The sequence below is a fragment of the Conexibacter sp. DBS9H8 genome, assembly GCF_023330685.1.
In the GTDB taxonomy this organism is placed as follows: Bacteria; Actinomycetota; Thermoleophilia; order Solirubrobacterales; family Solirubrobacteraceae; genus Palsa-465.
The window spans coordinates 1,444,213-1,467,139 of sequence record NZ_CP097128.1; the positions used below are offsets into that span (position 1 = coordinate 1,444,213).

The 22,927-nt window shown below is 71.5% G+C and carries 20 protein-coding genes, 2 tRNA genes and 1 pseudogene; 5 read left to right on the plus strand and 18 right to left on the minus strand.

Going from position 1 to position 22,927, the window contains the following annotated elements:
• The first annotated feature begins 20 nt into the window (after positions 1 to 20).
• Positions 21 to 1,175 carry a glycoside hydrolase family 3 N-terminal domain-containing protein gene (locus M3M55_RS06805; protein ID WP_249012071.1) on the plus strand — a complete coding sequence of 385 codons (1,155 nt, stop codon included), beginning with the start codon at positions 21 to 23 and terminating at the stop codon, positions 1,173 to 1,175.
• Positions 1,176 to 1,232: 57 nt separating this feature from the next.
• A complete protein-coding gene (locus M3M55_RS06810; RefSeq protein ID WP_249012072.1) occupies positions 1,233 to 4,127 on the plus strand; it encodes a penicillin acylase family protein in 2,895 nt (964 codons plus the stop codon).
• A 107-nt stretch (positions 4,128 to 4,234) separates the two neighbouring features.
• Here M3M55_RS06810 and M3M55_RS06815 read toward each other — a convergent pair.
• Positions 4,235 to 4,321: transfer RNA gene (locus M3M55_RS06815), tRNA-Ser, on the minus strand.
• A 43-nt stretch (positions 4,322 to 4,364) separates the two neighbouring features.
• Here M3M55_RS06815 and M3M55_RS06820 point away from each other — a divergent pair.
• On the plus strand, positions 4,365 to 4,898 hold the full coding sequence (locus M3M55_RS06820; protein WP_249012073.1) for a glutathione peroxidase: 534 nt from the start codon (positions 4,365 to 4,367) through the stop codon (positions 4,896 to 4,898).
• 81 nt (positions 4,899 to 4,979) lie between these two features.
• Here the strand turns inward: M3M55_RS06820 and M3M55_RS06825 are convergent.
• From M3M55_RS06825 to M3M55_RS06835, 3 genes are all read right to left on the minus strand, one after another.
• A tRNA-Ser gene (locus M3M55_RS06825) sits at positions 4,980 to 5,069 on the minus strand.
• Between the two features lie 50 nt (positions 5,070 to 5,119).
• Complete coding sequence (locus tag M3M55_RS06830) at positions 5,120 to 5,776, minus strand: sterol desaturase family protein (RefSeq protein ID WP_249012074.1); 657 nt, start codon at positions 5,774 to 5,776, stop codon at positions 5,120 to 5,122.
• Positions 5,777 to 5,779: 3 nt separating this feature from the next.
• The gene (locus M3M55_RS06835) at positions 5,780 to 7,069 is read right to left on the minus strand and encodes a lycopene cyclase family protein (RefSeq protein WP_249012075.1); all 1,290 of its coding nucleotides are present in this window, start codon (positions 7,067 to 7,069) and stop codon (positions 5,780 to 5,782) included.
• 105 nt (positions 7,070 to 7,174) lie between these two features.
• Here M3M55_RS06835 and crtI point away from each other — a divergent pair, with 105 nt between their 5' ends.
• The gene (gene crtI, locus M3M55_RS06840; RefSeq protein WP_249012076.1) at positions 7,175 to 8,635 is read left to right on the plus strand and encodes a phytoene desaturase family protein; all 1,461 of its coding nucleotides are present in this window, start codon (positions 7,175 to 7,177) and stop codon (positions 8,633 to 8,635) included.
• Entirely contained in the window at positions 8,632 to 9,468 is an 837-nt protein-coding gene (locus M3M55_RS06845) for a phytoene/squalene synthase family protein (protein ID WP_249012077.1), read from the plus strand. The genes crtI and M3M55_RS06845 overlap by 4 nt, the downstream gene beginning before the upstream one ends.
• A gap of 17 nt (positions 9,469 to 9,485) precedes the next feature.
• On the opposite strand, the gene M3M55_RS06850 is transcribed toward M3M55_RS06845, so the two are convergent.
• The 14 genes and pseudogenes from M3M55_RS06850 to M3M55_RS06915 all read right to left on the minus strand — a co-directional run bounded on the left by M3M55_RS06850 (position 9,486) and on the right by M3M55_RS06915 (position 22,868).
• Positions 9,486 to 10,640 (minus strand): CdaR family transcriptional regulator, encoded by a 1,155-nt coding sequence (locus M3M55_RS06850; protein WP_249012078.1) that lies wholly within the window; start codon positions 10,638 to 10,640, stop codon positions 9,486 to 9,488.
• A gap of 136 nt (positions 10,641 to 10,776) precedes the next feature.
• Positions 10,777 to 12,177 (minus strand): ammonium transporter, encoded by a 1,401-nt coding sequence (locus M3M55_RS06855; RefSeq protein ID WP_249012079.1) that lies wholly within the window; start codon positions 12,175 to 12,177, stop codon positions 10,777 to 10,779.
• A 206-nt stretch (positions 12,178 to 12,383) separates the two neighbouring features.
• Complete coding sequence (locus M3M55_RS06860) at positions 12,384 to 12,701, minus strand: hypothetical protein (RefSeq protein WP_249012080.1); 318 nt, start codon at positions 12,699 to 12,701, stop codon at positions 12,384 to 12,386.
• Positions 12,702 to 12,758: 57 nt separating this feature from the next.
• A complete protein-coding gene (locus M3M55_RS06865) occupies positions 12,759 to 13,478 on the minus strand; it encodes a universal stress protein (protein ID WP_249012081.1) in 720 nt (239 codons plus the stop codon).
• Positions 13,475 to 14,173, minus strand: coding sequence for a hypothetical protein (locus M3M55_RS06870; protein ID WP_249012082.1), 699 nt, complete (start codon positions 14,171 to 14,173; stop codon positions 13,475 to 13,477). The genes M3M55_RS06865 and M3M55_RS06870 overlap by 4 nt, the downstream gene beginning before the upstream one ends.
• A 72-nt stretch (positions 14,174 to 14,245) precedes the next feature.
• Positions 14,246 to 14,920: a Bax inhibitor-1 family protein gene (locus tag M3M55_RS06875; RefSeq protein ID WP_249012083.1), complete on the minus strand. Its 675-nt coding sequence runs from the start codon at positions 14,918 to 14,920 to the stop codon at positions 14,246 to 14,248.
• 79 nt (positions 14,921 to 14,999) lie between these two features.
• A complete protein-coding gene (locus M3M55_RS06880) occupies positions 15,000 to 15,419 on the minus strand; it encodes a hypothetical protein (RefSeq protein WP_249012084.1) in 420 nt (139 codons plus the stop codon).
• A 219-nt stretch (positions 15,420 to 15,638) separates the two neighbouring features.
• Positions 15,639 to 15,704, minus strand: a pseudogene (locus tag M3M55_RS17415) (hypothetical protein); the annotation flags it as partial.
• A 22-nt stretch (positions 15,705 to 15,726) separates the two neighbouring features.
• Positions 15,727 to 16,509 (minus strand): succinate dehydrogenase/fumarate reductase iron-sulfur subunit, encoded by a 783-nt coding sequence (locus M3M55_RS06890; protein WP_249012085.1) that lies wholly within the window; start codon positions 16,507 to 16,509, stop codon positions 15,727 to 15,729.
• The gene (locus M3M55_RS06895) at positions 16,506 to 18,248 is read right to left on the minus strand and encodes an FAD-binding protein (RefSeq protein ID WP_249012086.1); all 1,743 of its coding nucleotides are present in this window, start codon (positions 18,246 to 18,248) and stop codon (positions 16,506 to 16,508) included. Before M3M55_RS06895 ends, M3M55_RS06890 begins: the two co-directional genes overlap by 4 nt.
• A 10-nt stretch (positions 18,249 to 18,258) precedes the next feature.
• Positions 18,259 to 19,104, minus strand: coding sequence for a hypothetical protein (locus M3M55_RS06900; RefSeq protein ID WP_249012087.1), 846 nt, complete (start codon positions 19,102 to 19,104; stop codon positions 18,259 to 18,261).
• Between the two features lie 212 nt (positions 19,105 to 19,316).
• Positions 19,317 to 19,490 carry a hypothetical protein gene (locus tag M3M55_RS06905; protein ID WP_249012088.1) on the minus strand — a complete coding sequence of 58 codons (174 nt, stop codon included), beginning with the start codon at positions 19,488 to 19,490 and terminating at the stop codon, positions 19,317 to 19,319.
• A 519-nt stretch (positions 19,491 to 20,009) separates the two neighbouring features.
• Complete coding sequence (locus tag M3M55_RS06910; protein WP_249012089.1) at positions 20,010 to 21,911, minus strand: RNA polymerase sigma factor; 1,902 nt, start codon at positions 21,909 to 21,911, stop codon at positions 20,010 to 20,012.
• A gap of 117 nt (positions 21,912 to 22,028) precedes the next feature.
• Entirely contained in the window at positions 22,029 to 22,868 is an 840-nt protein-coding gene (locus M3M55_RS06915) for an SDR family oxidoreductase (protein WP_249012090.1), read from the minus strand.
• Between the last annotated feature and the right edge of the window lie 59 nt (positions 22,869 to 22,927).

Genomic DNA, 22,927 nt, shown 5'->3' on the forward strand with positions numbered 1-22,927 from the left:
AGCGGGCGAGGGCCGCCACGGTGGCGGCCCTCGTCGGCGGGCTGCTGCTCGCGCTCGCCGCGGCCGTCGCCAGCGGCGGCGAGACCCGCCCGGCCCCCGTCCGCAATCGCGCGTCGATGGGGGAAGCGCCGCGGGTCGGCTCGCTCACCCCCGCGGCGGCCCTCGCGATCGCCGGCCAGCACGTCATCGACGCCTACGCCGGCCCGAACCCGCCGCCGTCCCTGATCGCCGCGATCCGGGCGGGCCAGACCGCCGGGGTGATCCTCTTCTCCCCGAACGTCGCTGACCCGGCCGCCCTGCACCGGGCGGTCGCTGCGATGCAGGCCGCGGCCTCCGCGAGCCCCGAGCACCGGCCGCTGCTCATCCTCACCGACCAGGAGGGCGGGCTCGTCCGCCGTCTCCCCGGCGCCCCCGCCCTCTCCGAGCAGGCGATCGGGGCCCGACCGGACCGGCTGGCGCTGGCCGCCCAGGCCGGGGCGGGGGCGGCCGCCACCCTCCGCCGCGCCGGGGTCAACGTCAACCTCGCCCCCGTGCTCGACGTCTATCGCAGCCCCGGGAACTTCATCGATCAGTACGGACGCTCCTACTCACAGAACCCGGCGGTCGTCTCCCGGCTCGGGGCGCAGTTCATCCACGCCCAGCAGGCCGACCGGATCGCCGCGACCGCCAAGCACTTCCCCGGCCTCGGCAGCGCGACGCGGGCGCAGGACACGGACACCGTCCCGGTTCGCCTCGACGTCCCGCTCAGCGAGCTGCGCACCGTCGATGAGGCCCCCTACGTCGCGGCGATCCGGGCCGGGGTCCGTCTCGTCATGGTCTCCTGGGCGGTCTACCCCGCCCTCGACCCGGCCCGCCCGGCCGGCCTGTCCTCGCGGGTGATCGGCGGTGAGCTGCGCGGTCGCCTCCACTTCCGCGGGGTGACGATCACCGACGCGATCGAGGCGGGTGCCCTCCGCGGCTACGGCGGCGTCGGCGCCCGCAGCGTGCTCGCCACCGCCGCCGGGGCTGACCTCATCCTCGCCTGCGCCCCCACCCCGCCGGCGAACACGCCGGCGATCGGACACGCGGCGGTGAGCGCGATCGCCGCCGCGCTGCTGGAGCACCACCTCAACCTCACCGCCCTCGAGGATTCCGGCGCCCGCGTCAGCGCTCTCCGCGCCTGGATTCGCCCCTGACCCCGCCGGACGCGCATCCGGCACGGGTGACGCCCGTTTCCTATAGGGTGGCTCGGCATGAGGAGGAAAGGGGTCATCGCGGCGCTCGCCGCCGCGATCGTCATGTCGGTGCCCGCCGTCGCGTCAGCCCAGCCGACGCCGTACGGGACCGACAACTACGGCTATTTCAACGACGTGCTGCCGCCCGGGGCCAACGGGCTCGACACGCTGCCCCAGGCGCTCAGCTTCGAGACGATGAAGACCTACCCGCCGCACTCGATGGATCAGCTGCAGATGTACAGCTCGCTGACCACGGCGGCCCCGAACATCCAGCCCAGCCAGCTCGGGCTCTATTACAAGAGCTCGATCTTCGGTGTGCCGGCCGGGGATGTGACCAAGACCGAGTCGCCGGAGCCGGGCGTCACGATCGAGTGGGACAACTACGGCGTCCCGCACATCTACGGAGACACCCGCGCCGAGCTGATGTTCGGGATCGGCTGGGCGACCGCGGAGGACCGGCTGTTCCTGATCGACGTGCTTCGCCACTACGGCGCCGGTGATCTCGCCTCCTTCGCCGGCGGCGCCAACGTGGCGACGGACGAGCAGGTCTGGCAGAGCGAGCCCTACACGGAGGCCGACCGTGTCGCGCAGGTCAACTACATCCGCTATGACCTCCCCGGCGGAGCCCAGGTCTACGCCGACGCGGCCAACTACGTCGCGGGGATCAACGCCTACATCGCGGACATGCAGAACCCGCTCAATTCGCCGTCGATGGAGCCGGCCGAGTACACGCTGTTGCACATCACGCCGCAGCCGTTCACGGTGGAGGACCTCGTCTCGATCGCCACGCTCGTCGGGGGCATCTTCGGCAACGGCGGCGGCGGACAGCTCAACAACGCGATCCTGTACGAGCAGATGCTCGCCAAGTTCGGCCGTGAGCACGCGAACGTGCCCGGCTCCCCCGAGCTCGTGAAGGTCCCCGCACGCCGCCGGGGCGGCCGGGCGATCACGGCCCTGACCCGCCGCCCCGGCCGCCACCGCGCCCGTCATCACGGGCGCCACCGGCACACGGTGCGCGTCGACCACTCCGGCTTTGCGACGTTCATGAGCTTCGACGACCCGAAGGATCCGACCGCCCCGACCACCGTGCACGGTCACCGCTTCCCCTACCAGCAGCTGCCGATGCCCTCGCGCCGGGTCCTGTCGACGATCGCGCTGCCCGACCCCGGCTCGGTCCAGTACCCGAGTGAGGTGACCGGCGGTGCCCTGCCCCACCGCGTCTCCCCGTCCCTGTTGACGGCGGGGATCGCCAGCGCCGCCTCCCACGGGCTGTTCGCCTTCCCCCGGGCGATGTCCAACGCGCTGCTGGTCAGCGCCCGGCATTCGACCAACGGTCACCCGATCGAGGTGATGGGACCCCAGGTCGGCTACTTCGCCCCGCAGATCCTCATGGAGGAGGACATCCACGGACCGGGGATCGACGCGGCCGGGGCCGCGTTCCCGGGGGTCAACCTGTACGTCGAGCTCGGCCACGGGCCTGACTACGCGTGGTCGGCGACCTCGGCCGGGCAGAACATCATCGACACCTTCGCGGTGCGGCTGTGCAACCCGTCCGGCGGTCCGGTCTCGACGAGTTCGGACTACTACCTCTACCACGGCAGCTGCGTGGCGATGCAGGCGCTGACCGACAGCGAGTCCTGGAAGCCGAACCTCGCCGACTCGACGCCGGCGGGCTCGGTCACCTTCACGACCTACCGCACCGCCTACGGCCTCGTCACCGCCCGCGCCACCGTTCACGGGCGGCCGGTTGCCTACACGAACCTGCGCTCGACCTACTTCCACGAGCTCGACTCGGCGCTCGGGTTCGAGGCGTTCAACACCCCGGCGGAGATCCGCAGCCCGCAGGACTTCTTCGACGCCGCCGACCAGATCGGCTACACGTTCAACTGGTTCTACGCCGACAGCAAGCACATCGGCTACTTCAACTCGGGGTTGAACCCGGTGCGGGCGCCCCACACCGACCCGCTGTTCCCGTCCTGGGCGTCCTCGGCCTGGGCGGGGTACAAGGGCACCCCGCAGCTCAGCCCGCAGACACTCGTCGAACGGGACACGCCGCAGTCGGCCCACCCCCACGTGATCGACCAGGCGTACCTGACGAGCTGGAACAACAAGCAGGCACCGGGTTACAACGACGCCGCCACCGGACAGCAGTACAGCTCGGTGTGGCGCTCCCAACTGCTCGACGCCCAGATTCAGCATTACCTGAAGCTCGGGCACGGCAAGATGTCGCTGACGGACCTGGTCAACGCGATGGGCAGCGCCGGCACCCAGGATCTCCGCGGTGTCGCGGTCCTCCCCTACGCGCTCAAGATCATCGGTCGGCTGCCGCGCTCGAGCCCGATCGCGACGGCGGTCGCGGAGCTGAGGACCTGGGTGGCCACCGGAGCGCACCGGATCAACACCGCCAACCCCGGTCCCCACGGGACCTACCAGCAGGGCGCCGCGGTGCAGCTGATGGACGCGTGGTATCCGCTGCTCGTCAACGCCGAGTTCGGCCGTGTGCTCGGCCCGAAGTTGCTCGCCACGGTCGAGTCGGACTACTCGATCGACAACCCGCCATACGGGCCGGGGCACCTCGGCTCGTCCTTCGACGTCGGGTTCTACGGCATCGTTCAGGAGGACCTGCGCTCGATCCTCGCCGGCCATGTCGTCAAGGGCGGCCTCAACCGGATCTTCTGCGGCGCCGGGTCGCGCGCGGCCTGCCGCGCGGCGCTGATCCGGACGCTCACGCAGGCCGCCTCAGAGAGCGCCGACCAGGTCTACCCGGCGAGCGGTCCGTGCGCGGCGGGCGATCAGATGTGCGCTGACGCGATCAACTTCCGGGCGATCGGCACGATCTCGATGCCGATGATCGAGTGGGTCAACCGGCCCACCTTCCAGCAGGCCGACACCATCTACGGCCACATGAATTAGGGCTCGGGCTCGCGAGGAGCCAGAACTCGCCGCCATGCGGCTCGGCGCGTGTGAGGAGGAACGTTGCAGGTGCCCGTCGCGAGTGCGGCACGTCCGGCCCGGGACAGCGGAGGGGGCGGGATTCGAACCCGCGATGGGCTCACACCCATGCCGGTTTTCAAGACCGGTGCATTCAACCGCTCTGCCACCCCTCCGGGGACGCGACGGATGACGCATGGTAGTGGCACCATGGGGGCCATGAGCATCCTGTCCACAGCCAAGATGTACTTCAAGCGTCCGGCCAAGCGGGGGAGCGCGAGCGATCTCTACGACCACTCGGTCACGCTGCTGGACGGAAGCACCCTCGATCTCAACACGCTCCGGGGGCGGCCGACGCTGATCGTCAACACGGCGTCCAAGTGCGGTTTCACCCCCCAGTACGCCGGGCTCCAGCACCTGTATGAGACCTACGGTGAGCGCGGGCTGCAGATCCTCGGATCGCCGTCGGGCGATTTTGCCGACCAGGAGTTCGACAGCGCCGATGAGGTCGGCGCGTTCTGTCGGAAGAACTACGGCGTCAGCTTCCCGTTGACGGCGCCCACGAGCGTCCGGGCCGACCCCGACCCGCTCTGGTCAGACCTGATCACCCAGCCCAACAGCGCGCCGCCGAACTGGAACTTCACCAAGTATCTGATCGACGCGGACGGCCACCTCATCCGCCGGTTCGGGACGAAGGTCAAGCCGGAGGCGCCGGAGGTGATCTCCGCGATCGAGGCCGCCCTTCCGGGCTGAGCGCTCGCACGCGCCCACACCGCCCGCTGACGGTCGCCGTCCGCCCCCCTTGGCGGGGACAGACGGCGACCGGTCAGTCAGCGGAGAGGAGGAGATTCGAACTCCCGATGGGGCTTTAAACCCCATACTCGCTTAGCAGGCGAGCGCCTTCAGCCACTCGGCCACCTCTCCAGTTGGCTCCCCGACCCGCGGGGAGACGGCCAGTTTAGTGGCGTCCGGACTCAGGCACGGGGCCGGGGTTCGGGCGCGGTCCCGAAGACGTGATCCCAGAACGGGGCCGACACCCCGTAGCCCCGGTCATGGTCCTGGAAGTGGTGGCGCATGTGCAGCTCCCGCAGGCGCTTGCCCAGCCACGTCGTCGGCCGGTGGTGGTGGACGTGGTAGTGGAGCATGTCGTAGCTGAGGTAGCCGGCGAGGAAGGCGGCGCCGAACACCCAGAAGGCGGGCGCGCCGAGCACGAGGTAGAAGACGAAGTCGAACAGGACGGCCAGGGGCACCGACAGCGACGGGGGCATCACCAGCCGCATCGGGTCGTTGGGGTGGTCGTGGTGGACGCCGTGGATGATCCAGTGCAGCTCCCGGCCGAAGCCGCCCTCGGGCTCGAAATGGAAGACGATCCGGTGCAGCCAGTACTCGGTGAGTGTCCAGAACAGGTAGCCCGCAAGCACCCAGACGACGGTCATCACACCCGACCCGTCGGCGAGACCGATCACGAACATCGCGACGATGGCCGGGCCGAACAGCAGCGGCGGGACGGCGGGGTGGACGCGGGAGAGGCGGTCAAGCCACGCCCAGCGGAACATCGGCGGGGAGGCCCGAAGCACCTCCGAGCGGCTCATCCCCGCAAGTTCCTCGGACCGGTCAGCGAGCAGAGGCATCCCCTAAGGATATCGGGGCACCCGGCCCGACGCCGTCGCCGGGTCCGCCGCCCGCGGGCGCTCAGCTCCGCCGGGTCCGTCGCCCGCGGGCGCCCATCCCCGCCGGCCGGCCCGCCCCCACCCGCCGGCCAGGCTCGCCAGCGCCGCCGCGCCCATCTCGCGCACCGGCAGGGCCCGCACGGCGGCAAGCACGTCACGAGGGCCGCCGGCGTCGGTCATGAACCGGGCGAAGGCGTCCGGTTCCATCGCGGCAGCCGCCTGAAACAACCGCGCGGGGTCGGGGCTGCTCGCGAGCGCCTGCAGGAAGGCGCGGTCGAGGAGAAGGGTCCGGGGGTCGGCGACGTCGCCCGGGAGCGGACGCCCGGTGGCGACCGCTCCCGCCACCGCGCTCACCTGGCGCTGGATCCGGCTGTAGGCGTACCCGCTCGAGGGGCGGATCGCTCCCGCAGCCGCGCCGATCGTATAGAGGCCCGGGCCGCGCTCGGTCGGGAACCGGCGCGGGGTCATCGGGATCAGCCCCCGTTCGCGGTGGCGGCACTCGTACCGGATCTCCGGCCAGCGCCGGGCGATCTCCTCGGCCAGGGCGGCGTCGCGGTCGACGGCAGGGGCGGCGAGCGGTTCGATCGCCGTGTGTTCGATCAGCGCCCGGGTCGGGGAGAACGGGAGCAGGTAGAGAAACGTGACCCCGACCCCGGCGTGGGGGAGGAAGTCCATCAGGGTCGCCACGGCAGGGTTGAAGACCGGTCGGTCGGACTCGATCTCCCAGCCGACGAACCGCTGGGCGAAGTCGAGGCGGTCCGGTGGCGCCCCGGCAGCGAGGGGGCTGTGGGGGCCGAGCGCGTCGAAGACGAGCGGGGCCTCGAGGGTCCGTGCGGAGGTCGTGACCCTCACCGGCGCTCCGGGGCCGGGGCCGGGGCCGGGGCCGCAGACGGCGTCACGGACGCTCTCCCCGAGACAGAGGGTGACCGTCGGCGCCGCGTCGATCCGCTCCAGCGCGGCGACGTAGACCCGCTCGGCGGCCAGGTGGACGTAGGGGTGCCGGTGGCTGGTGGCGATCTGGACCCCGTCGGGTCCACCGACAGACCAGCTCGCCCAGCGGTGGGTGACCGCGCTGGGAAAGCGCAGGTCGGCGGTCTCCCACGTGCACCACGTGCGGTCGCGGGTGTAGCCGCGGCGGCGGTCGATCAGGGTGATCGACGAGCGGACTCCCGCGTCAAGCAGCGCGCAGGTCAGGGAGAGGCCGGACAGGCCGGCACCGAGGACGATGATCGGCGGATGGGTGGCGGGTCTCACGGCGGGCGGCGACGGGCAGGCGGTACCGTCTGGTCCCATCATGCTGCACGGGCACGTCGGGCCGGGCCGCTCTCGCGCCCGCCCCCCAGCGACCGAGGTGGGCCGGTGAAGGTCGTCGTCATCGGGGCCGGGCTCGGCGGGCTGGCGGCCGCCCTTCGCCTCCAGGCCCTCGGCGCGGAGGTGACCGTCCTCGAGCGGCGGCCCAGTCCGGGCGGACGCGCCGGGCAGATCCGCGCGGACGGGTTCACCTGGGACACCGGGCCGTCGCTGATCACGATGCCGTGGGTGCTCGAGGAGACCTTCGCCGCCGGCGGGCTGGACCTGCACTCCGAGGTCACCCTCCACCGCATCGACCCGCTCTACCGGATCCGTTGGGCCGGGGAGGAGCGGGCCTTTGACTTCCACCAGTCCGCGGAGGCGCTGAAGGCGGAGATCGCCCGCTTCTCCGCCGCCGACGCCGGCCGCCTCGACGCGTTCCTCGCGGCCCTGAAACCGATCTATGAGCAGGGGATCCTCGGGGCGGGCCGGCGGGCGATCCAGGACGTCGGCTCGTTTCTCGGCCTGTTGCCGATGATGGCCCGGACCCGGGCGATCGGCCCGCTGCACGGGTTCGTTGCCCGCTACTTCAACCACCCGCGCGTGCAGGAGGCGTTCTCCTTCCACTCGCTGTTCATCGGCGGTGACCCCTACCGGGTCCCGTCGATCTACGGCGCGCTCGTCTACCTGCAGGTCCTCGACGGCGGCTGGTACACCGACGGTGGGGTCTACAGCCTCGTGCAGGCGATGGCCCGTCCGCTCAACGTCCGCTACCGCGAGCGCGTCGAGGCGATCGAGACCCGTGGCGGTCAGGTGCGCGGGGTGCGGCTGATCAGCGGCGAGCGGGTGGACGCCGACGTCGTCATCTCCAACGCCGACGTGCTCAGCACCGACGCCCTCCTCGGCCGTCCGACGCTGCGGCCGATGACCCCGTCGATGTCCTGCTTCCTGCTCTACCTCGGCCTCGACCGGGTCCAGCGCAGCCTGCTCCACCACACCCTGCTCGTCGGCGAGTACCGCAGCTTCATTCACACGGTCACCCGGGCGCGGGGCCTGCCGAACTCCTTCTCCACCTACCTGCACGCCCCCGCCCGGACTGAGGCGGCGATGGCCACCCCGGGCGGTGACTCGCTCGCGATCCTGCTGCCGGTACCGAACCTGCGGGCCCCCGTCGACTGGTCCGAGGCGGCCGACGGGCTCCGGGACCGGCTGCTCGCCGACATGGAGCAGGCCTACGGGATGGACGGTCTGGCCGGCTCGATCGTCTCCGAGCACCGGTTCTCCCCGCTTGACTTCAGGGATCGGTTCGGGGCAGTCGACGGCAACGCCTTCTCGCTCGAGCCGACGCTCGCCCAGTCGGCGCTGTTCCGTCCCCCCAACCGGGTGCGCGGGGTCCGGGGCGTCTACCACGTCGGCGCGGGCACCCACCCGGGTGCCGGAATCCCCGGTGTGCTGCTCGGCGCGGAGGTGACCGCGGGGCTCGTCGCCGCCGACCACCGGCTGACCGCCGCCGCCTGGAGTCACCGGTGAGCCGGGCGGCGCCGGCCGCCTCCCGTCCGGTCACCGCCGGCCTCGACGCCGCCCGTGCCGTGATGTCGTCCCGGGCGACGACGTTCTCGCTCGCCTCAGGTTTGCTGCCACCCGCCCTGCGCGATGACGTCGCTCGCCTCTACCTCGTCTTTCGCACCCTTGACGACCTCGTCGACGACCGCCACCCGGAGGCGGCCGACCGGGTCGCCGCCGTCGGCGCCTGGGCCCGCTCTCAGCCCGGTGCCGACAGTCCGGAGGTGCGGGCCCTCGACGACCTCGCCCGCCGGCACCCGCTCTCCCGGGAGGCGGTCAGCGACTTCTGCCTCGGCATGGAGCAGGACCTCGCGCCCGCGCCGTTTCTCAGCGAACGTGACGTCGACCGCTACTGCTACCGGGTGGCGGGCACGGTCGGGCTGGCGATGGTCGGCCTGCTCGGCGCCGCGGGTCCGGACGCGGACGCCTGCGCGGTCGCGCTCGGGATCGCGATGCAGCGCACGAACATCCTCCGCGACCTCGATGAGGATCTCGCCGCCGGGCGGCTGTACGTGAGCGAGGAGGTACGCGACCGCCATCCCGGAGGACTCGAGCCGGGCCGGCGCGGCCGGCTGCTCGGCGCTCTCATCCGGGAGGCCGACGACCTCTACCGGGAGGGGGAGGCTGGAATCGCCAGCCTCCGTCACGGCCGCTTCGCCGTCGGGCTCGCCGCCGCCCTCTACCGGGAGATCCTGCGGGAGATCGAACGGCGCGACCGCCGCGGGCTCGCCGCACGCGCGGTCGTCTCCGACGCCCGCAAGCTCGCCATCGCCGGCCGGGTCATCCTCGGCGCTGCCTGAACCGCGGCGGCGCGCGCTCAGGCGCCCGGTCCGGCGGCGGGCCACCGGGCCCGCCGCCGGCGGTCGGCGGCGAGGATCCGGTCGGCCTTGAGCCCGAGCGAGAGTCGCTCCCGGCCCTCGGAGTCATAGGGGGAGAGGCCCGCCACCTCCTGGATCCGGCTGAGCCGGTACCCGACGGTGTGGCGGTGCAGGCCGAGCGCCTCGGCGGTGTCGGTCGTCGACCCGTCGTGGGCGAGGAACGCCGCGAGGGTGACGGCCAGTTCGGTGTCGTGCAGGGCGTCGTAGCGCTCGAGCTCCTCGACAGTCCCTGCCCGCAGGGCGACGACCGCCTCGGGCGTGTGGAGGAACAGCCCGACGAGCAGACGGTAGGTGTCACCCTGGGCATCGGAGAGCGGGGTGAGCCCGGGTCCGGCGGCCAGTTCGGCCAGCAGCGCCGCCTCCCACAGGGCGCCCTGGACCTCTCCGGGGCCGGTCCGTGCCGCCGAGCGCGCCCCGTCGGCTCCGCAGGCACGCCAGTCAGCGAGCCAGCGGTCGATCAGCACGTCTGCCCCCGCCAGCCCGGCGGGGAGCAGGCCGAGGACCCGACCGGGCTCGACGGCGTCGACGAGCGTTCCGGCGGGCGCGGTCGGCACCTCGAGGCAGTCGGCGGGACCGAGCGCGCAGACACCGATCGCGCCGGCGCGGAGTTCGACCCCGGAGGCGGCGGCTCGCTCGAGGAGGCGGCCCAGCTCGGCCGGATCGGCGCTCTCGAGCGCGTGCAGCAAGCGCCGGCGACCGTTCTGTCCGCCGTCACGTCCCGGTTCCTCTCCGCTGCCGAGGCGGGCGATCACGGCGGCGGCGGCCGCGGCCGCCTCGAGCCACGGCTCGAGAGCCGCGCCGGCCGGTCCGGCGCCGAAGGCGGCGATGACCCCGACGGTCGACCCGCCGATCCTGACCGGCGCGACCCCGGCAACCCCGTCCGGGAGGGTCGCCGGGGCACCGCCACGCAGGGCGGCGGCGTAGTCGAGCAGCCGCCCATCCCGGCCTGGGGCGCCCTCCGGCGCGTGGCGGGGCGGGCCGAGGTCGGGGAGGACGGCGCTGACGGCCCGGCCACAGCCCGCGGCGGTCGCCGCCACGAGCCCGGTCAGGTCGAGGCCGTCGAGGGCGGCTTCGACGAGCCGGATCGGGCTCATCCGACGGTGGGCCCCAGGGACCGGGGGGGCGGCAAATGCCGCCCCCCCGGAATCCTCAGGGCCGGTGCCCGGTGCGTGGGCGTGTCCCACCGCAGGGCTTCCGTCGCTTGCCTGGCCCGGTCGGCCCGCACCGGCCTCAGGCGCGGGCCGGTGCGGCGGTCACCGTGCCCGGGTACCCGAGTGACGGAACGTCAGAGGGGTAGACCTCGTGGCCGTGCTCGGCGACGTCGCCGATCTCCATGTTCTCCTCCGACATCCGCAGGGGGATGACGAGGTTGACGAGTTTGGCGATCACGAAGGTCGCCACGCCGGACCAGAGGATCACCCACACGCCGGCGATCAACTGCCACAGCAACAGGTGTCCGCTGCCGTAGATCAGCCCGGCCGAAGAGCCGTGGGCGAGGTAGACGAGCTTGTGCCCGACCTTGTGGACCGAATAGTTCACCGCCATGTTCGGGTCGGCGAAGATGCCGACGAGCAACCCGCCGGCGAAGCCGGCGATCCCATGGGTGTAGATCACCCCGAGGGTGTCGTCGACGTTGCGGAACGGTCGCACCCGGCTGAGATAGTTGAGCGCGAAGTAGACGATCGTCGACGCGATCACCCCGAGCGCGATCGCCCCCCAGCCGTCGACGTAACCGGCGGCGGGTGTGATCGCCACCAATCCGGTGATCATCCCGTTGATCGCTCCGAGCAGGCTCGGCTTGCGACCGGTGAGGTAGTCCCAGGCGACCCAGATCATCAGCGCGACGGCGGTCGTCAGGTTCGTGTTGAGCACAGCCGCGGCCGCCGAGGCGTTCGCCGTGTACGGGTCCCCGCCGTTGAAGCCGTTCCAGCCCATCCACAGCAGTCCGGCGCCGACGGCGACCATCGCGACGTTGTTCGGCGCGTCGATCTCCCGGTCGCGTTCCAGTCGTGGACCGATCACCGCCGCGAGGACGAACCCCGAGACACCGGCGGAGAGGTGGATCACGTACCCACCGGAGAAGTCGAGGGCGCCCTTCTGGGCGAAGAAGCCGCCGCCCCAGATCAGGAACGCGTCGACGGTGTAGACGATCGAGCACCACAGGGCGGTGAAGGGAATCCACGCCTTGAAGCTGATCCGACCGAGCACCGATCCGAGCATCAGCAGCGGCGTGATCGCGGCGAAGACGAGCTGGAAGTAGACGAGGGCCGACATCGGGAAGCCCGTCGCCGTGGCCGACGTCGGGATGATCCCCTGGCTCTGCTCCCCGCTTGGGCTCAGCACCGGGCCGGGCCGCCCGATGAAGTTATGGAAGAACCCGGTGCCCGCACCCGTCCACGAGTGGCCGAAGCCCATCTTGTACGCGTACAGGACCCAGACGATCACCACCGTCGAGAACCCGGCAAAGGTCAGCATCATCGAGTTGATCGACCAGCGCTTCTGCATGACGCCGCCATACAGGACCGCCAGTCCGGGGATGCTCATCAGTCCGACGAGCGTCGCGGCGGTGATCTGCCAGGCGGTGTCGCCCCCGACAAGCCACGTCCCCGCGTAGTTACTAAAGGTGGTCATGGATCTCCTTGCCCTCGCCTCAGAGGGACTCGGTTGACATCGCCGCGTCACCGCGGCCGTACGACCCGACGGGTCGGTACACCGGAAAGGGTCCCCGAGCGGCTCGGGCGCGGCCATGTCCGCTCGTCTAAGCCTGATCAGGACCGATTCGACATACGGCCACGGCCCTGTGGCCAAGCGGTTCTGTCCAGATGGCCAGCCAGCGGTCAGCCGACAGGCAGTCGGCCGGTCCGGCAGGCCCGTTCCATGATCAGCTCGCCGACCTGGCCGTACTGACGGAAGGAGTCGTGCAGGGTCGCGCAGGTCTGCCGCGCCTCGCTCCCGCACTCGTGCAACGCCTCCGCGCCCATCGCGCCCGGCAGATAGGTGTTGATGCAGCCGAGCTGAGGCGGGCCCCCGGTGGTGAGGAGGATGACGACCGTGGTGAGCGCGATGACGGCCGTCGTGGCGATCAGCGCGAGCCGTCGCTGGGCGCGGCTGAGGGGTCGGTGCTCACGGACGGCACGGGCGTGGTCAGGGGGCATCGCTCCGGGCATCGCGCCCACAGCGTACGGGGTGGGGCAAGGGGCCTTCGAGCGCGCTCAGGGGCCGGCGGGGCCGGCCGTGGCGGGGCCGGACCCGGCGTTCCCAAGCGCCAGCGGCCGTTCGCGTGCGAGCACGAGCACCGATCCGCGGGCGCCGTTGAGCGTGGCGCGAGTGCGGCCCGACAGCGCGACGCGGCCGGTGCGCGCTCCCGGCCGCGAGCCGACGACGAGCAGGTCGACACCGTCGGTCTCCGCCCCCACCCGCCGGGCGCCGAGCCGTTGGTTCAGCGCGACGACGGTCGCCTCGACGGCCGGGTCGTCCTGTGGGTTGACGGCGGCGACGGTGGCCAACGGCCGGCTGCGGGTGAGACGCAGGCCCGCCCGGGCGACGGCAATCGCCGTCGGGGCCCCGTCAAGCAGGCGTTGGGCGCTCGCGCCCGGCTCGGCCCGCCCGGGTGCGGTGCGGTAGTCGGAGCCGAACACGATCACCGCGGCTGCGGTCGCTGCCGCCAGCTCAGTGAGGCCGTCGGCGGTTGAGGCGCTGAACAGGACATGCACGTCTGCGTCGGGAACGTCGAGCAGGGCGAGGCCGCTGCGCAGACGCCGCTCGGCGTCGAACTGGGCGAGCGCCTCCCGGCGCGGATCGATCTCGCGGGAGTGTCGGACATAGGCGAGGGCGAGGGTCCCGCCGCCCCGACGGACGAGTCCGGCTCCGAGGACGAGCGCGTCATCATCGTTGGCGGTCCCGTCATAGGAGACGATCACCGCCCCGCTCACAGCTGTGTCGCCGCCCAGTCGACGGCATGGAAGCGCGGGATCGGACGCCCGACCGCCAGCTCGATCGACTCGTGCTCGCGCAGCGGGATCGCCCGTGGGCTGCCGTGCCAGCGGCGACCATTGACGATTGCGGTGACCCGGCCGCGGTCCCCGGCGACCCGCCGGACGCCGAGCGGCTGGCCCCAGATGTCGAACAGGTCCCCGAGCGTGAAGGTCTCCGGGGCGGGGGAGTCGACCTCAATCAGGCCGTTGGCGGCGCGGGTGTGGATCCAGTAGGAGCACAGGTCCGCGCTGTAGGTGGTCACCGTGCCGGTGGCTGACGGCACCGGCGTGACGAGCCCGATCCCGCCCGGCAGGGCCTGGGGCCGGCCGCGACGGTCGATCTGCAGGTGCGCGTAGGCCTGGTAGGCGAGCTGGGTCAGCCGGCTGCAGCCGATCCCGTCGATCGTCTGACCGGTGAGGCTGGGGCTCGCGGCCGGCAGCAGTGGCCCCGGCTCGAGCGCGACCCCGTTCGGGCCGGCTGGCGTCGTGCTCACGTACGCGTCGGTCTCGGTCTCGGTCTGACCGCTGGGGGTCGTGCCGACGACCGTGTAGGTGTACGTCGTCGTCGTGCTCGTCAGGCCGGCGGTCGCGGCCGACGGCGGGCCTGTCGCGACCGACGAGGGGCCGGACTGGGCTCCGCACGCGCTGAGCACCAGTCCGGCCGCGAGGGCGGCGGCCGCGAGGGCCGCCCGAACCGTGGGACGGATCGTTGCGCCTCGGCGGGTCTAGCGACGGCTCGAGCCGCCGCCGAACAGGCTCAGCAGCAGCAGGAAGACGTTGAAGATGTCGAGGAAGATCGCCGCGGCGATCGGCGCGGCCGTCTGATAACTCGGGTTGCGGGCGAGCCGCTGAAAATCAAAGGCGGTGAATCCGCCGAAGATCACGAGCATCGCGACGCAGTAGATGATGTTCGACCCGGGGATCGCCACGAACAGGGCGACGAGGCCGAAGACGAACACCGCGAGGAACGCCCACAGGAGCCCGCGCATATAGACCGACAGGTCACGCCGGGTGCTGTAGCCGTAGGTACCGAGGGCCGCGACGAACAGTCCCGTCGAGCCGGCCGCCTCATAGACCGCGCCGGGGTTGGCGTGGGCGTAGTAGTTGAGGATCGGTCCGACCGCGAGGCCGAGCAGCAGGCCGACGCCGAACAGCATCGCCGTGGCGAGGGACTCGCGGCCGCGGGCGGCGGCGTGGTTGAGTCCGAACAGGCCGCCGAAGGCGAGCAGGAAGAAGATGATTCCACCGCCGCCGTTGAGATCGCGGGCGATATAGGCGCCGAGCGCCGCAAATCCGAGCGTGCAGGCGACGAGGCCCATCACGTGGCCGAAGACGGAGCGTGCACGATCGCCGGTGAGGCTGGCGCCCTGCCCGAATCCAAGTTGTTCGTAGGTAGGCATCTCTCTGACAGCTCCTGAGATGGTTGGTGATTAGCGCAAACGGTAGACGATCGGGGAAAATCTCACTCGAAGAAGATCATCAGACGGCGCGGCCGTCCGACCTGAGCGCGTCGGCGAGCCCACCCCCCAGTGCGGCGGGCGGAACGCCAAGGAAGGCAGCGAGCTCCCGCACCCGCTGGCGGCTGGCGATCGCCGCGGCGATCGTCGCCCGGGCATCGGCGAGCCGGACGGGATCGGCCGACTCGGCGAGGGCGGCCGCGATCCGGGGTTCGGCGTAGGCGCCGAACCGTCCGGTCGCGCCCGCGGCGCCGAAGCTCGCGGCCGCGTCCACGAGTCCGACGAGCGCTCGCCCGAACCGGGTCGGGTCCTCGGCGTGGTCGTCGGCGCCGTCCCGGGCGAGACGGGCGGCGAGGGGCAGGTTGTTGAGCAGGAGCTCGCGCTCGGCGCCGACACGGCGGCGGTCGGGCTGCTGGGCACGCCCGTCAGGGCAGGTGAGCATGGTGGTGACAGTGCTTTCTTTCGGGGTCCCGTGCCGCTTCAGAGGTCGGTCCGTATGCGTCCTAACGTGGCCCGCGGGCCAAGGTTGGTCACTACCCCAAACGGGGGTCAGAGAACCATCGGGAACCGCGGGCTCGCGTTCGGCGTGCCCCGGGGAGGCGGGCAGGCGGAGCGGGCGCAGAAGGAAGCGACCTCCCGCCGGGCGGGCCATCAGCCAGGTGACGAGCGCGGTCCGCGGCGCCCCGAGGTGCAGATCACCGGTGGGGGAGGGGCGAAGCGCCCCCAGGCCGCCGCGGACGGGCTCGCGCTCAGACCTTCTTGCGTCCGTCCCGCCGGTTCCGCCCGGTCCGGCGCAGGATCTTCAGCAGCGGGTCATACCGTTCGTCGGCGACACGTTCCTTCAACGGGATGATCGCGTTGTCGGTGATGTGGATGTTCTCCGGGCAGACCTCGGTGCAGCACTTGGTGATGTTGCACAGGCCGACCCCGGCCTGATCGGCGATCAGGTCGATCCGGTCGACCCCGTCGAGGGGGTGCATCTCCAGGGAGGCGAGCCGGACCATGAACCGCGGCCCGTAGTACTTCTCCTGCAGCCGGTGGTCGCGGAGGATGTGGCAGACGTCCTGGCACATGAAGCACTCGATGCACTTGCGGAACTCGCTCATCCGGTCCGTGTCGGCCTGGCCGATCTCGAAGATCTCCCCGGCGGTCTCCCGCGGGCTGAACGGCGGGATCTTCTTGTTCACCTCATAGTTCCAGGACACGTCGGTGACGAGGTCGCGGATCGGCGGGAAGGCCCGCATCGGCTCGACCTGGATCGGCTCGTCCGCGGGCAGGTGGTCCAGCCGGGTCTTGCACATCAGCCGCGGCTTGCCGTTGATCTCGGCCGAGCACGAGCCGCACTTGGCCGCCTTGCAGTTCCAGCGCACGGCGAGGTCGGGCTCCTGCTCGCGCTGGATCTCGAGCACCGCGTCCAGGACGACCATCCCCGGCTCGGTCTCGAGGTGGTACTCCACGAGCTCGCCGCCCGCCTCGTCTCCGCGCCAGATCTGGAACGTGCGCGGGCCACCCTTCATCTCATGCTCGCTCATGCGGCGGCCTCCTGTAGCTTGCGGGCCTCGACCAGTTCGGTCAGATCGTCCTTCTTCAGGACCGGTGTCGGAATCAGCTCGAGATCGGGTCCGGTCCCGCGCTGGACGATGTTGTGCTCGGCCCAGTAGTCGTCGTAGGCGGTGAAGTCGAGGCGGCTGTGACCGCCGCGGCTCTCCTCTCGCAGCAGCGCGGCCTTGGCGATCATCAAAGAGACGGTCGTCATGTTGCGCAGCTCCTGACAGAGCTGCCAGCCGGGGTTGTAGTCAGGGCGCGGGGACGGGGCACGGGCGGCCTGGGCGCGCCCGTAGAGGACCTCGACCTTGGCGATCGCCTCCTCGAGTCCCTCCCGGTCCCGGAAGATCCCGACGCCGTCCCCCATCGCCTTCTGCAGCTCCTTGTGCAGCTTGAACGGGTTCTCGGCACCGTCGAGGTGGCCGCCGGTGAGGTCCTCCTCGGCCTGGCGGTGCGCCTCGGCGACCGCGTCCTCGGACAGGCGCACCGGCTCGAGCCCGTTGGCGACCTCCGCCGCACCGATCCCGGCCCGGCGGCCGAACACGAGTAGGTCGCCAAGGGAGTTGCCGCCGAGACGGTTGGCGCCGTTCATCCCGCCGGACGCCTCCCCGGTGGCGAACAGGCCCGGGACACACGTCTGGCCGGTGTCGGCGTCGACCTTGATCCCGCCCATGAAGTAGTGGCAGGTCGGGCCGACCTGCATCGGCTCCTTGGTGATGTCGACGCCGGCGAGTTCCTTGAACTGCTCATACATCGACGGGAGCCGCATCTTGACGTACTCGGGGTCGAGGTGAGTGACATCGAGGAAGGCGCCGCCGTGCGGGGAGCCACGCCCCTCCTTGACCTCGGTGTAGATCGACCGGGCGACGACGTCACGGGTGGACAGCTCCATCCGCTTGGGGTCGTAATGCTCCATGAACCGCTCGCCCTTGGCGTTGAACAGCCGTCCGCCCTCACCGCGGACCGCCTCGGTGACGAGCAGTCCGGCGACGCCGGGCGGGTACACCATCCCGGTCGGGTGGAACTGGATGAACTCCATGTCGACCATCTCCGCGCCCGCCGCGTAGGCGAGGTGGTACCCGTCCCCGGTGCAGTCCTGGGAGTTCGAGGTGATCTTGTAGATCCGCCCGGAGCCGCCCGTGGCGAGCACGAGCGCCTTGGTGGCGAAGCTGATGAACTCCCCGGTCGGGCGACGGAAGCCGAAGCAGCCGACGACCCGGTCGCCCTCCTTGATCAGGGTCGTGACCGTCGTCTCCATGAACACGTCGATGCCGGAGTGGACGGTCTTGTCCTGCAGCGTTCGGATCAACTCGAGGCCGGTACGGTCGCCGATGTGCACGAGCCGGTTGTAGGTGTGCCCGCCGAAGGCACGCTGGGACATCTTGCGCTCGGGAGTGCGGTCGAACACGGCGCCCCAGTGCTCGAGTTCGATCGCCCGGTCGGGCACCTCGCGGGCGTGCAGCTCGGCCATCCGCCAGTTGCTCAGGTACTTGCCGCCGAACATCGTGTCCTGGAAGTGGGTGCCCCAGTTGTCCTCCGGGGCGACGTTGCCGAGCGAGGCGGCCATCCCACCCTCGGCCATCACCGTGTGGGCCTTGCCCAGCAGGGACTTGCAGACGACCGCGGTCCGCGCCCCGGCCTCGGCGGCGGCGATCGCCGCCCGCAGGCCCGAGCCGCCCGAGCCGATCACGATCACGTCATAGCTGTGGGTATCGATCTTGGCCATGGCTTCGCCTCTAGAAGATGTGATGGGGGTCGGTGAACACGCCGCTGCCGGCGAGCCAGATGTAGAGGTCGGTTCCCCAGACGGTGAACATCGAGATCCACGCCCACTGCCGGTGGTTGACGTTGAGGATGTTGACGCGCTGCCAGAGCCCGTGCCGGGTCTTGGCCGAGCTCGAGCAGTCGAAGCAGTTGAGTCCGCCGCCGATCAGGTGACGGAAACTGTTGCAGCCGAAGGTGAAGCCCGACAGGGCGATCACGTCGACGAACATGATCAACGAGCCGAGACTCACCCCGAAGTGGGTGGTGCCGTGGACGGTGTAGAAAAGACCACGGATCGCGTCGAACCAGAGGAACCCGACGACGATCGCCGCCGCGTACCAGAAGAACCGATGGAAGTTCATGAACACGAACGGGAACTTCGTCTCGCCGTCGTACTTGCGCCGGGCCGCGCCGGCGACCGCGCAGGACGGCGGGGCGAGGAAGTAGGAGCGGTAGATGCTCTTGCGGTAGTAGTAACAGGTGCTCCGCATCCCGAGCGGAGCCCACAGCACGAGGAACGACCACGGCAGGGTTGTCTTGAATCCGAAGATGCCCGCCAGGTCGGGCGAGAACATCGGGGACTGCAGGTGCGCACCGTCGGTGTAGATGCCCGAGTACCTGGTCGAGACGATCACCCGAACGATCGTGTAGATGCCGAAGAGCGTCAGCGAGGTGACGACCCAGGCGGGGCCGATCCACCAGCGGTCCCGGCGGGCGGTGTCACCGAGCTTGCGTGGGCTGCCGTAGGTCGGACTCGGTTTGGCGCTCAGAGCGCCGCCGGCCGGTCCCGGCTTCACGGTTTCTGTCGTAGTGCTCATTGGGGCCTTTTCCTACTGGTCTTTTGAAAACGGTGGGGCTGCTCCGTCCCCTGCACCTTATCTCTAAGGGCGCCTAAAGGACCGGCCGGTCCGAGGCCGGCCCGCGCGGCGGGTTCGGACGGGTTTCGAGACGGCCCGGTTTCGGCCGGTCTGCCGGACCGGCCCCCCGGCCGCGTGAGCGCTCACAATCGGGCGCGGGGCGGGCCATCACTTCATGCGCTGTGACGTGAGCGCAGGCGGCGCCGGAGCAGCTCGGACTCGACGCGGCCGGGCGCGGTGGGCGCCGGCGGGTGGCGCGGGGTCTCTCGCCCGCTGATGATGCGTCCGGCAGCGAGGGTCAGGACGACGGCGAGGCAGAGCAGGATCAGGGTGACGGAGAGGGTCAACCGTGCTCCTTTCAGACGGGGGTGGAGGGGACCGACACCGATGACTGTCGCAGCGGACCGGTCGGCTCAATGTGAGCTTGCCCGCAGAACGGACCGGGTGCGATGGCGGCCGGACCGGGGGAGGCCCTCAGGGTGAGGGCACTCCCGGTCCGGCCTGGCGGGGCCGTATGGTCCCGAACCTCAGTGCCGCACCGGGGGACAGGCGCGGACCTCAGGTCCCAGGGCGGAGGTGCTCTCCGTCCGTTGCCTGTTCCAACGCCGGCGGACCGGCGAAGTCGGCCGGATGCGGAAAAAAGTGCGCAGGGGCCGCCCTTGCCGCGGGCGAGAGCCGACCCTGGCGGCTGGCTCGCTTGCCGGTGGACGCGGCGTCGGATCGTCGGCGGGTTGACTGATGCAACGGGAAAACGGCACTCTCTCTCCTTGGGCTGGACACGCCGGGCCTCCGCTTCCCGTCGAAAGAGAGACGCGCGGGTCCAGCCGACGTCAGGACCGACTGCCGCTAGTCCCGGACGCGGCGCGTCAGCCCGCGGTGGTGCTGCCCGAGGGGAGTCCCCCAGCCGGAGACGCCGTGCCCAGGTTCGCGGTCGGTGGCGTCGCGGTCGACGGAGTCGTTCGGCCGGCGACGGTGCCGCGGCTGGCCGTTCCGGCGCCGCTCGTGTCGCCCCCGCCCGCTGCGGTGCCGGTCGTGGCGGTGCCGGTCGTGGTGGTTCCCGCCGTCCCCGCGGTCGCGTTGGCGCTGCCCGACCCGCTGGAACCGGTGGAGGCGCTCGCGCCTCCACGTCCGCCGCCGTGTCTCGCCGTGGTCGGTGCGCCGGTGGGAGTTGAGCTGGTCTGGCGGCCGGTGCCGGCGGGACGGCCGGACGTGGTGCTCGACGTTCCGCCGCGACGGCTGGAGCCGCCGGGCCCGTGGGTGCCTGCGCCGCCGTGGCGGCCGCTCGCGCTGGCGCCTCCCGATCGGCCATGGGTCCCGAGGGTGCCGTGCGTGCCTGACCGGCCGTCGCTCCCGGAGTTGCTGTGGTGGCCCGCGCCGCCGTGCGTCGCCGAACTGCCGGCTGTCCCGGCGCGGCCGTGGGTCGTCGAACCGGCGTGCCGGGGTGGGCCGGCGCCGAGGCGAGCGGATCTGCCACTCGCGTGGGTCGCGCCGGCGCCATGGGCGTGGCCGTCGGAGGTGCCCTGAGCGTGCGCCGGTGGGTGACCGGCACCGACCGGCGTGTCGCGTCCGGGGCTGTGACCGGCGTACGTTCGGCTGAACGCCCCTGCGGGCGTCCGCTGTGCGCCGGCTCCTCCGCCGGGCTGGCCGGAGGTCGGTCGATCGCCGCTGCGGACGTCGCTGTGGACCATCGGCGCGCCCCCCGCACGATGCGGACGGCCGGCGTGGCCGAGCACGGCGAGGGAACCGCCGGCGGCTGCGACGAGGGCCGCTCCGCCGGCGGCGACTTTGACGGCGCTGATCGCTCCGAGGCCCGCCTTGGTGGTGAGGGCCGCACTGCCCGATGCGGACCCGCCCGCGGTTCCCGTGGCGGCTCCCGAGGCGCCTGATCCGCCTGTCGTCGCGGTGCCGCCCGTTCCTCCGGTGTGGCCGAGCGCCCCCAGCAGCGGGAGGGCGGCGGCGGCGATCGGCAGCGGGGGAGCGAGCACCGACAGGGCACGGCTTCGCGCGTCGATCGCGCCCGAGAAGGCGGTACAGGCCTGGCAGTCGCGAAGGTGGCCGCGCACGCGGCGGGCCTTCAGCGTGCGCCGGTCCCCCGCGGACACGAGCGTCTGGATCTCCTCGCAGCTCATCTCACGCCCCTGACCGAACTCCATCAGCGACCGGCGTGCCTCCAGCACGGTCTGGCGGGCGACGCCGACGCTGATCCCGAGCGCGGCGGCGATCTCCTCGTGCGTGAGCCCGCTCAGCTCCCGCAGCACGAGCGCGGCGCGCTGGCGCTCGCCCAGCTCGTTGAGGTCCGCGACGAGGGTGGCCAGCGCGGCCCGCTCCTCGGCGACCACGTCTGCGGCCCGGCTCTCGCCGAGCGCCAGCTCGACGATCGACTCCGGGTCGCGATCGGTCCCCGGCGGCCGGCGGCGCAGCAGGGAGATCGCCTCGTTGTGCACGATCCGGAACAACCACGCCTTCATCGGGGCGTCGCGACGGTTGGCGCGCAGCGCGAGCAGGGCCTTGGTCATCGCCGTCTGCATGACGTCCTGCGCATCGGCCTCGGATCCGACGATCGAGCGCGCATACCGCGACAGCGGCACCTGGTAGCGCCAGTAGAGCGCCTCGAAGGCACGATCGTCGCCTGTTCGCACGCGGCGCGCCAAGCGGTCGTCGCGGGCCCGTTCGGCAACGGCCGGGTCGTCGACCTCCACCGGGTCGGTCGGCGCCGCGCCGGCGCGGTCGCCGGGCGGGCGCGCATCTCGGGTCAATGCCGTCCCCATCACTCACATTGTCGTCACGCGGAGGCGAGAGCGAAAGTCAGGACCGTCATCGCCAAACTTTATCGCCGCCGGACGCGGATGGTTCGGTGCGAGTGGTCGCCGCTGTCGACGCCGGGGTCAGTCCCGCCGAGGCTTGCGCTGCTCGGCGACCATGCTGCCGTCGGCGCCGGCCATCTCTCGTGGGGGGAACGGGCCGAGCCAGTCATCGCGGGCACCGTCGACGGTGAGAACGGTCCCGGAGACGAAGTCGCCGACCGGTGAGGCGAGGTAGAGGATCGCCCCGGCGATCTCCTCCGGGGTCCCGACCCGGCCGAGGGGGACGGACGCGGCCATCGTGTCAACGACCTCGCGCGGGTACTTCGTGTAGAAGACGTCGGTCCCGATCTGTCCGGCGGCGACCGCGTTGAGCTTGATGTTGAAGCGCGCCCATTCGATCGACAGCACGCGCATCAGGTTCTCCACCGCAGCCCGGGCGGCGGAGGAGTGGGCCATCCCCGGCTGTCCGTTGTGGGGCGACAGGGTGACCGAGACGACCTTGCCGCCGCCGGATGGGATCATCGACCGGGTTGCGACCGCATGGGTCATCAGCCACGTCCCCTCGACGTTGAGTCGGATGACGGTGCGAAAGCCCTTTGGGCTGATCGTCTCCGCCGGTGCGAGGAACTGTCCGCCTGCGTTGTTGACGAGGAGGTCGATCCTCGGGTGGGCGCCGAGTACGGCGTCGAGGAATCGTTCGACGTCCGCCTCCTCGCGGATGTCGGCGACGACCGGGTGGATGCGTCCGTGCGGGTCGAGCCCGGCGGTCTCCTCGATCGGCTCCGGGCGCCGGCCACAGACCCACACCTCGGCGCCGAGCGCGGCGAGCTCGAGGGCGGTGACACGGCCGATTCCCGAGCCGGCGCCGGAGACGATGGCAACTTGGCCGTCGAACAGATTGGGACGGAAGCTTGAATTCACGGCGCGATTCTGACAGGCCGACGGCGCGCCCGGTCCGCCGGGTCTGTGGGCGCCCGGGC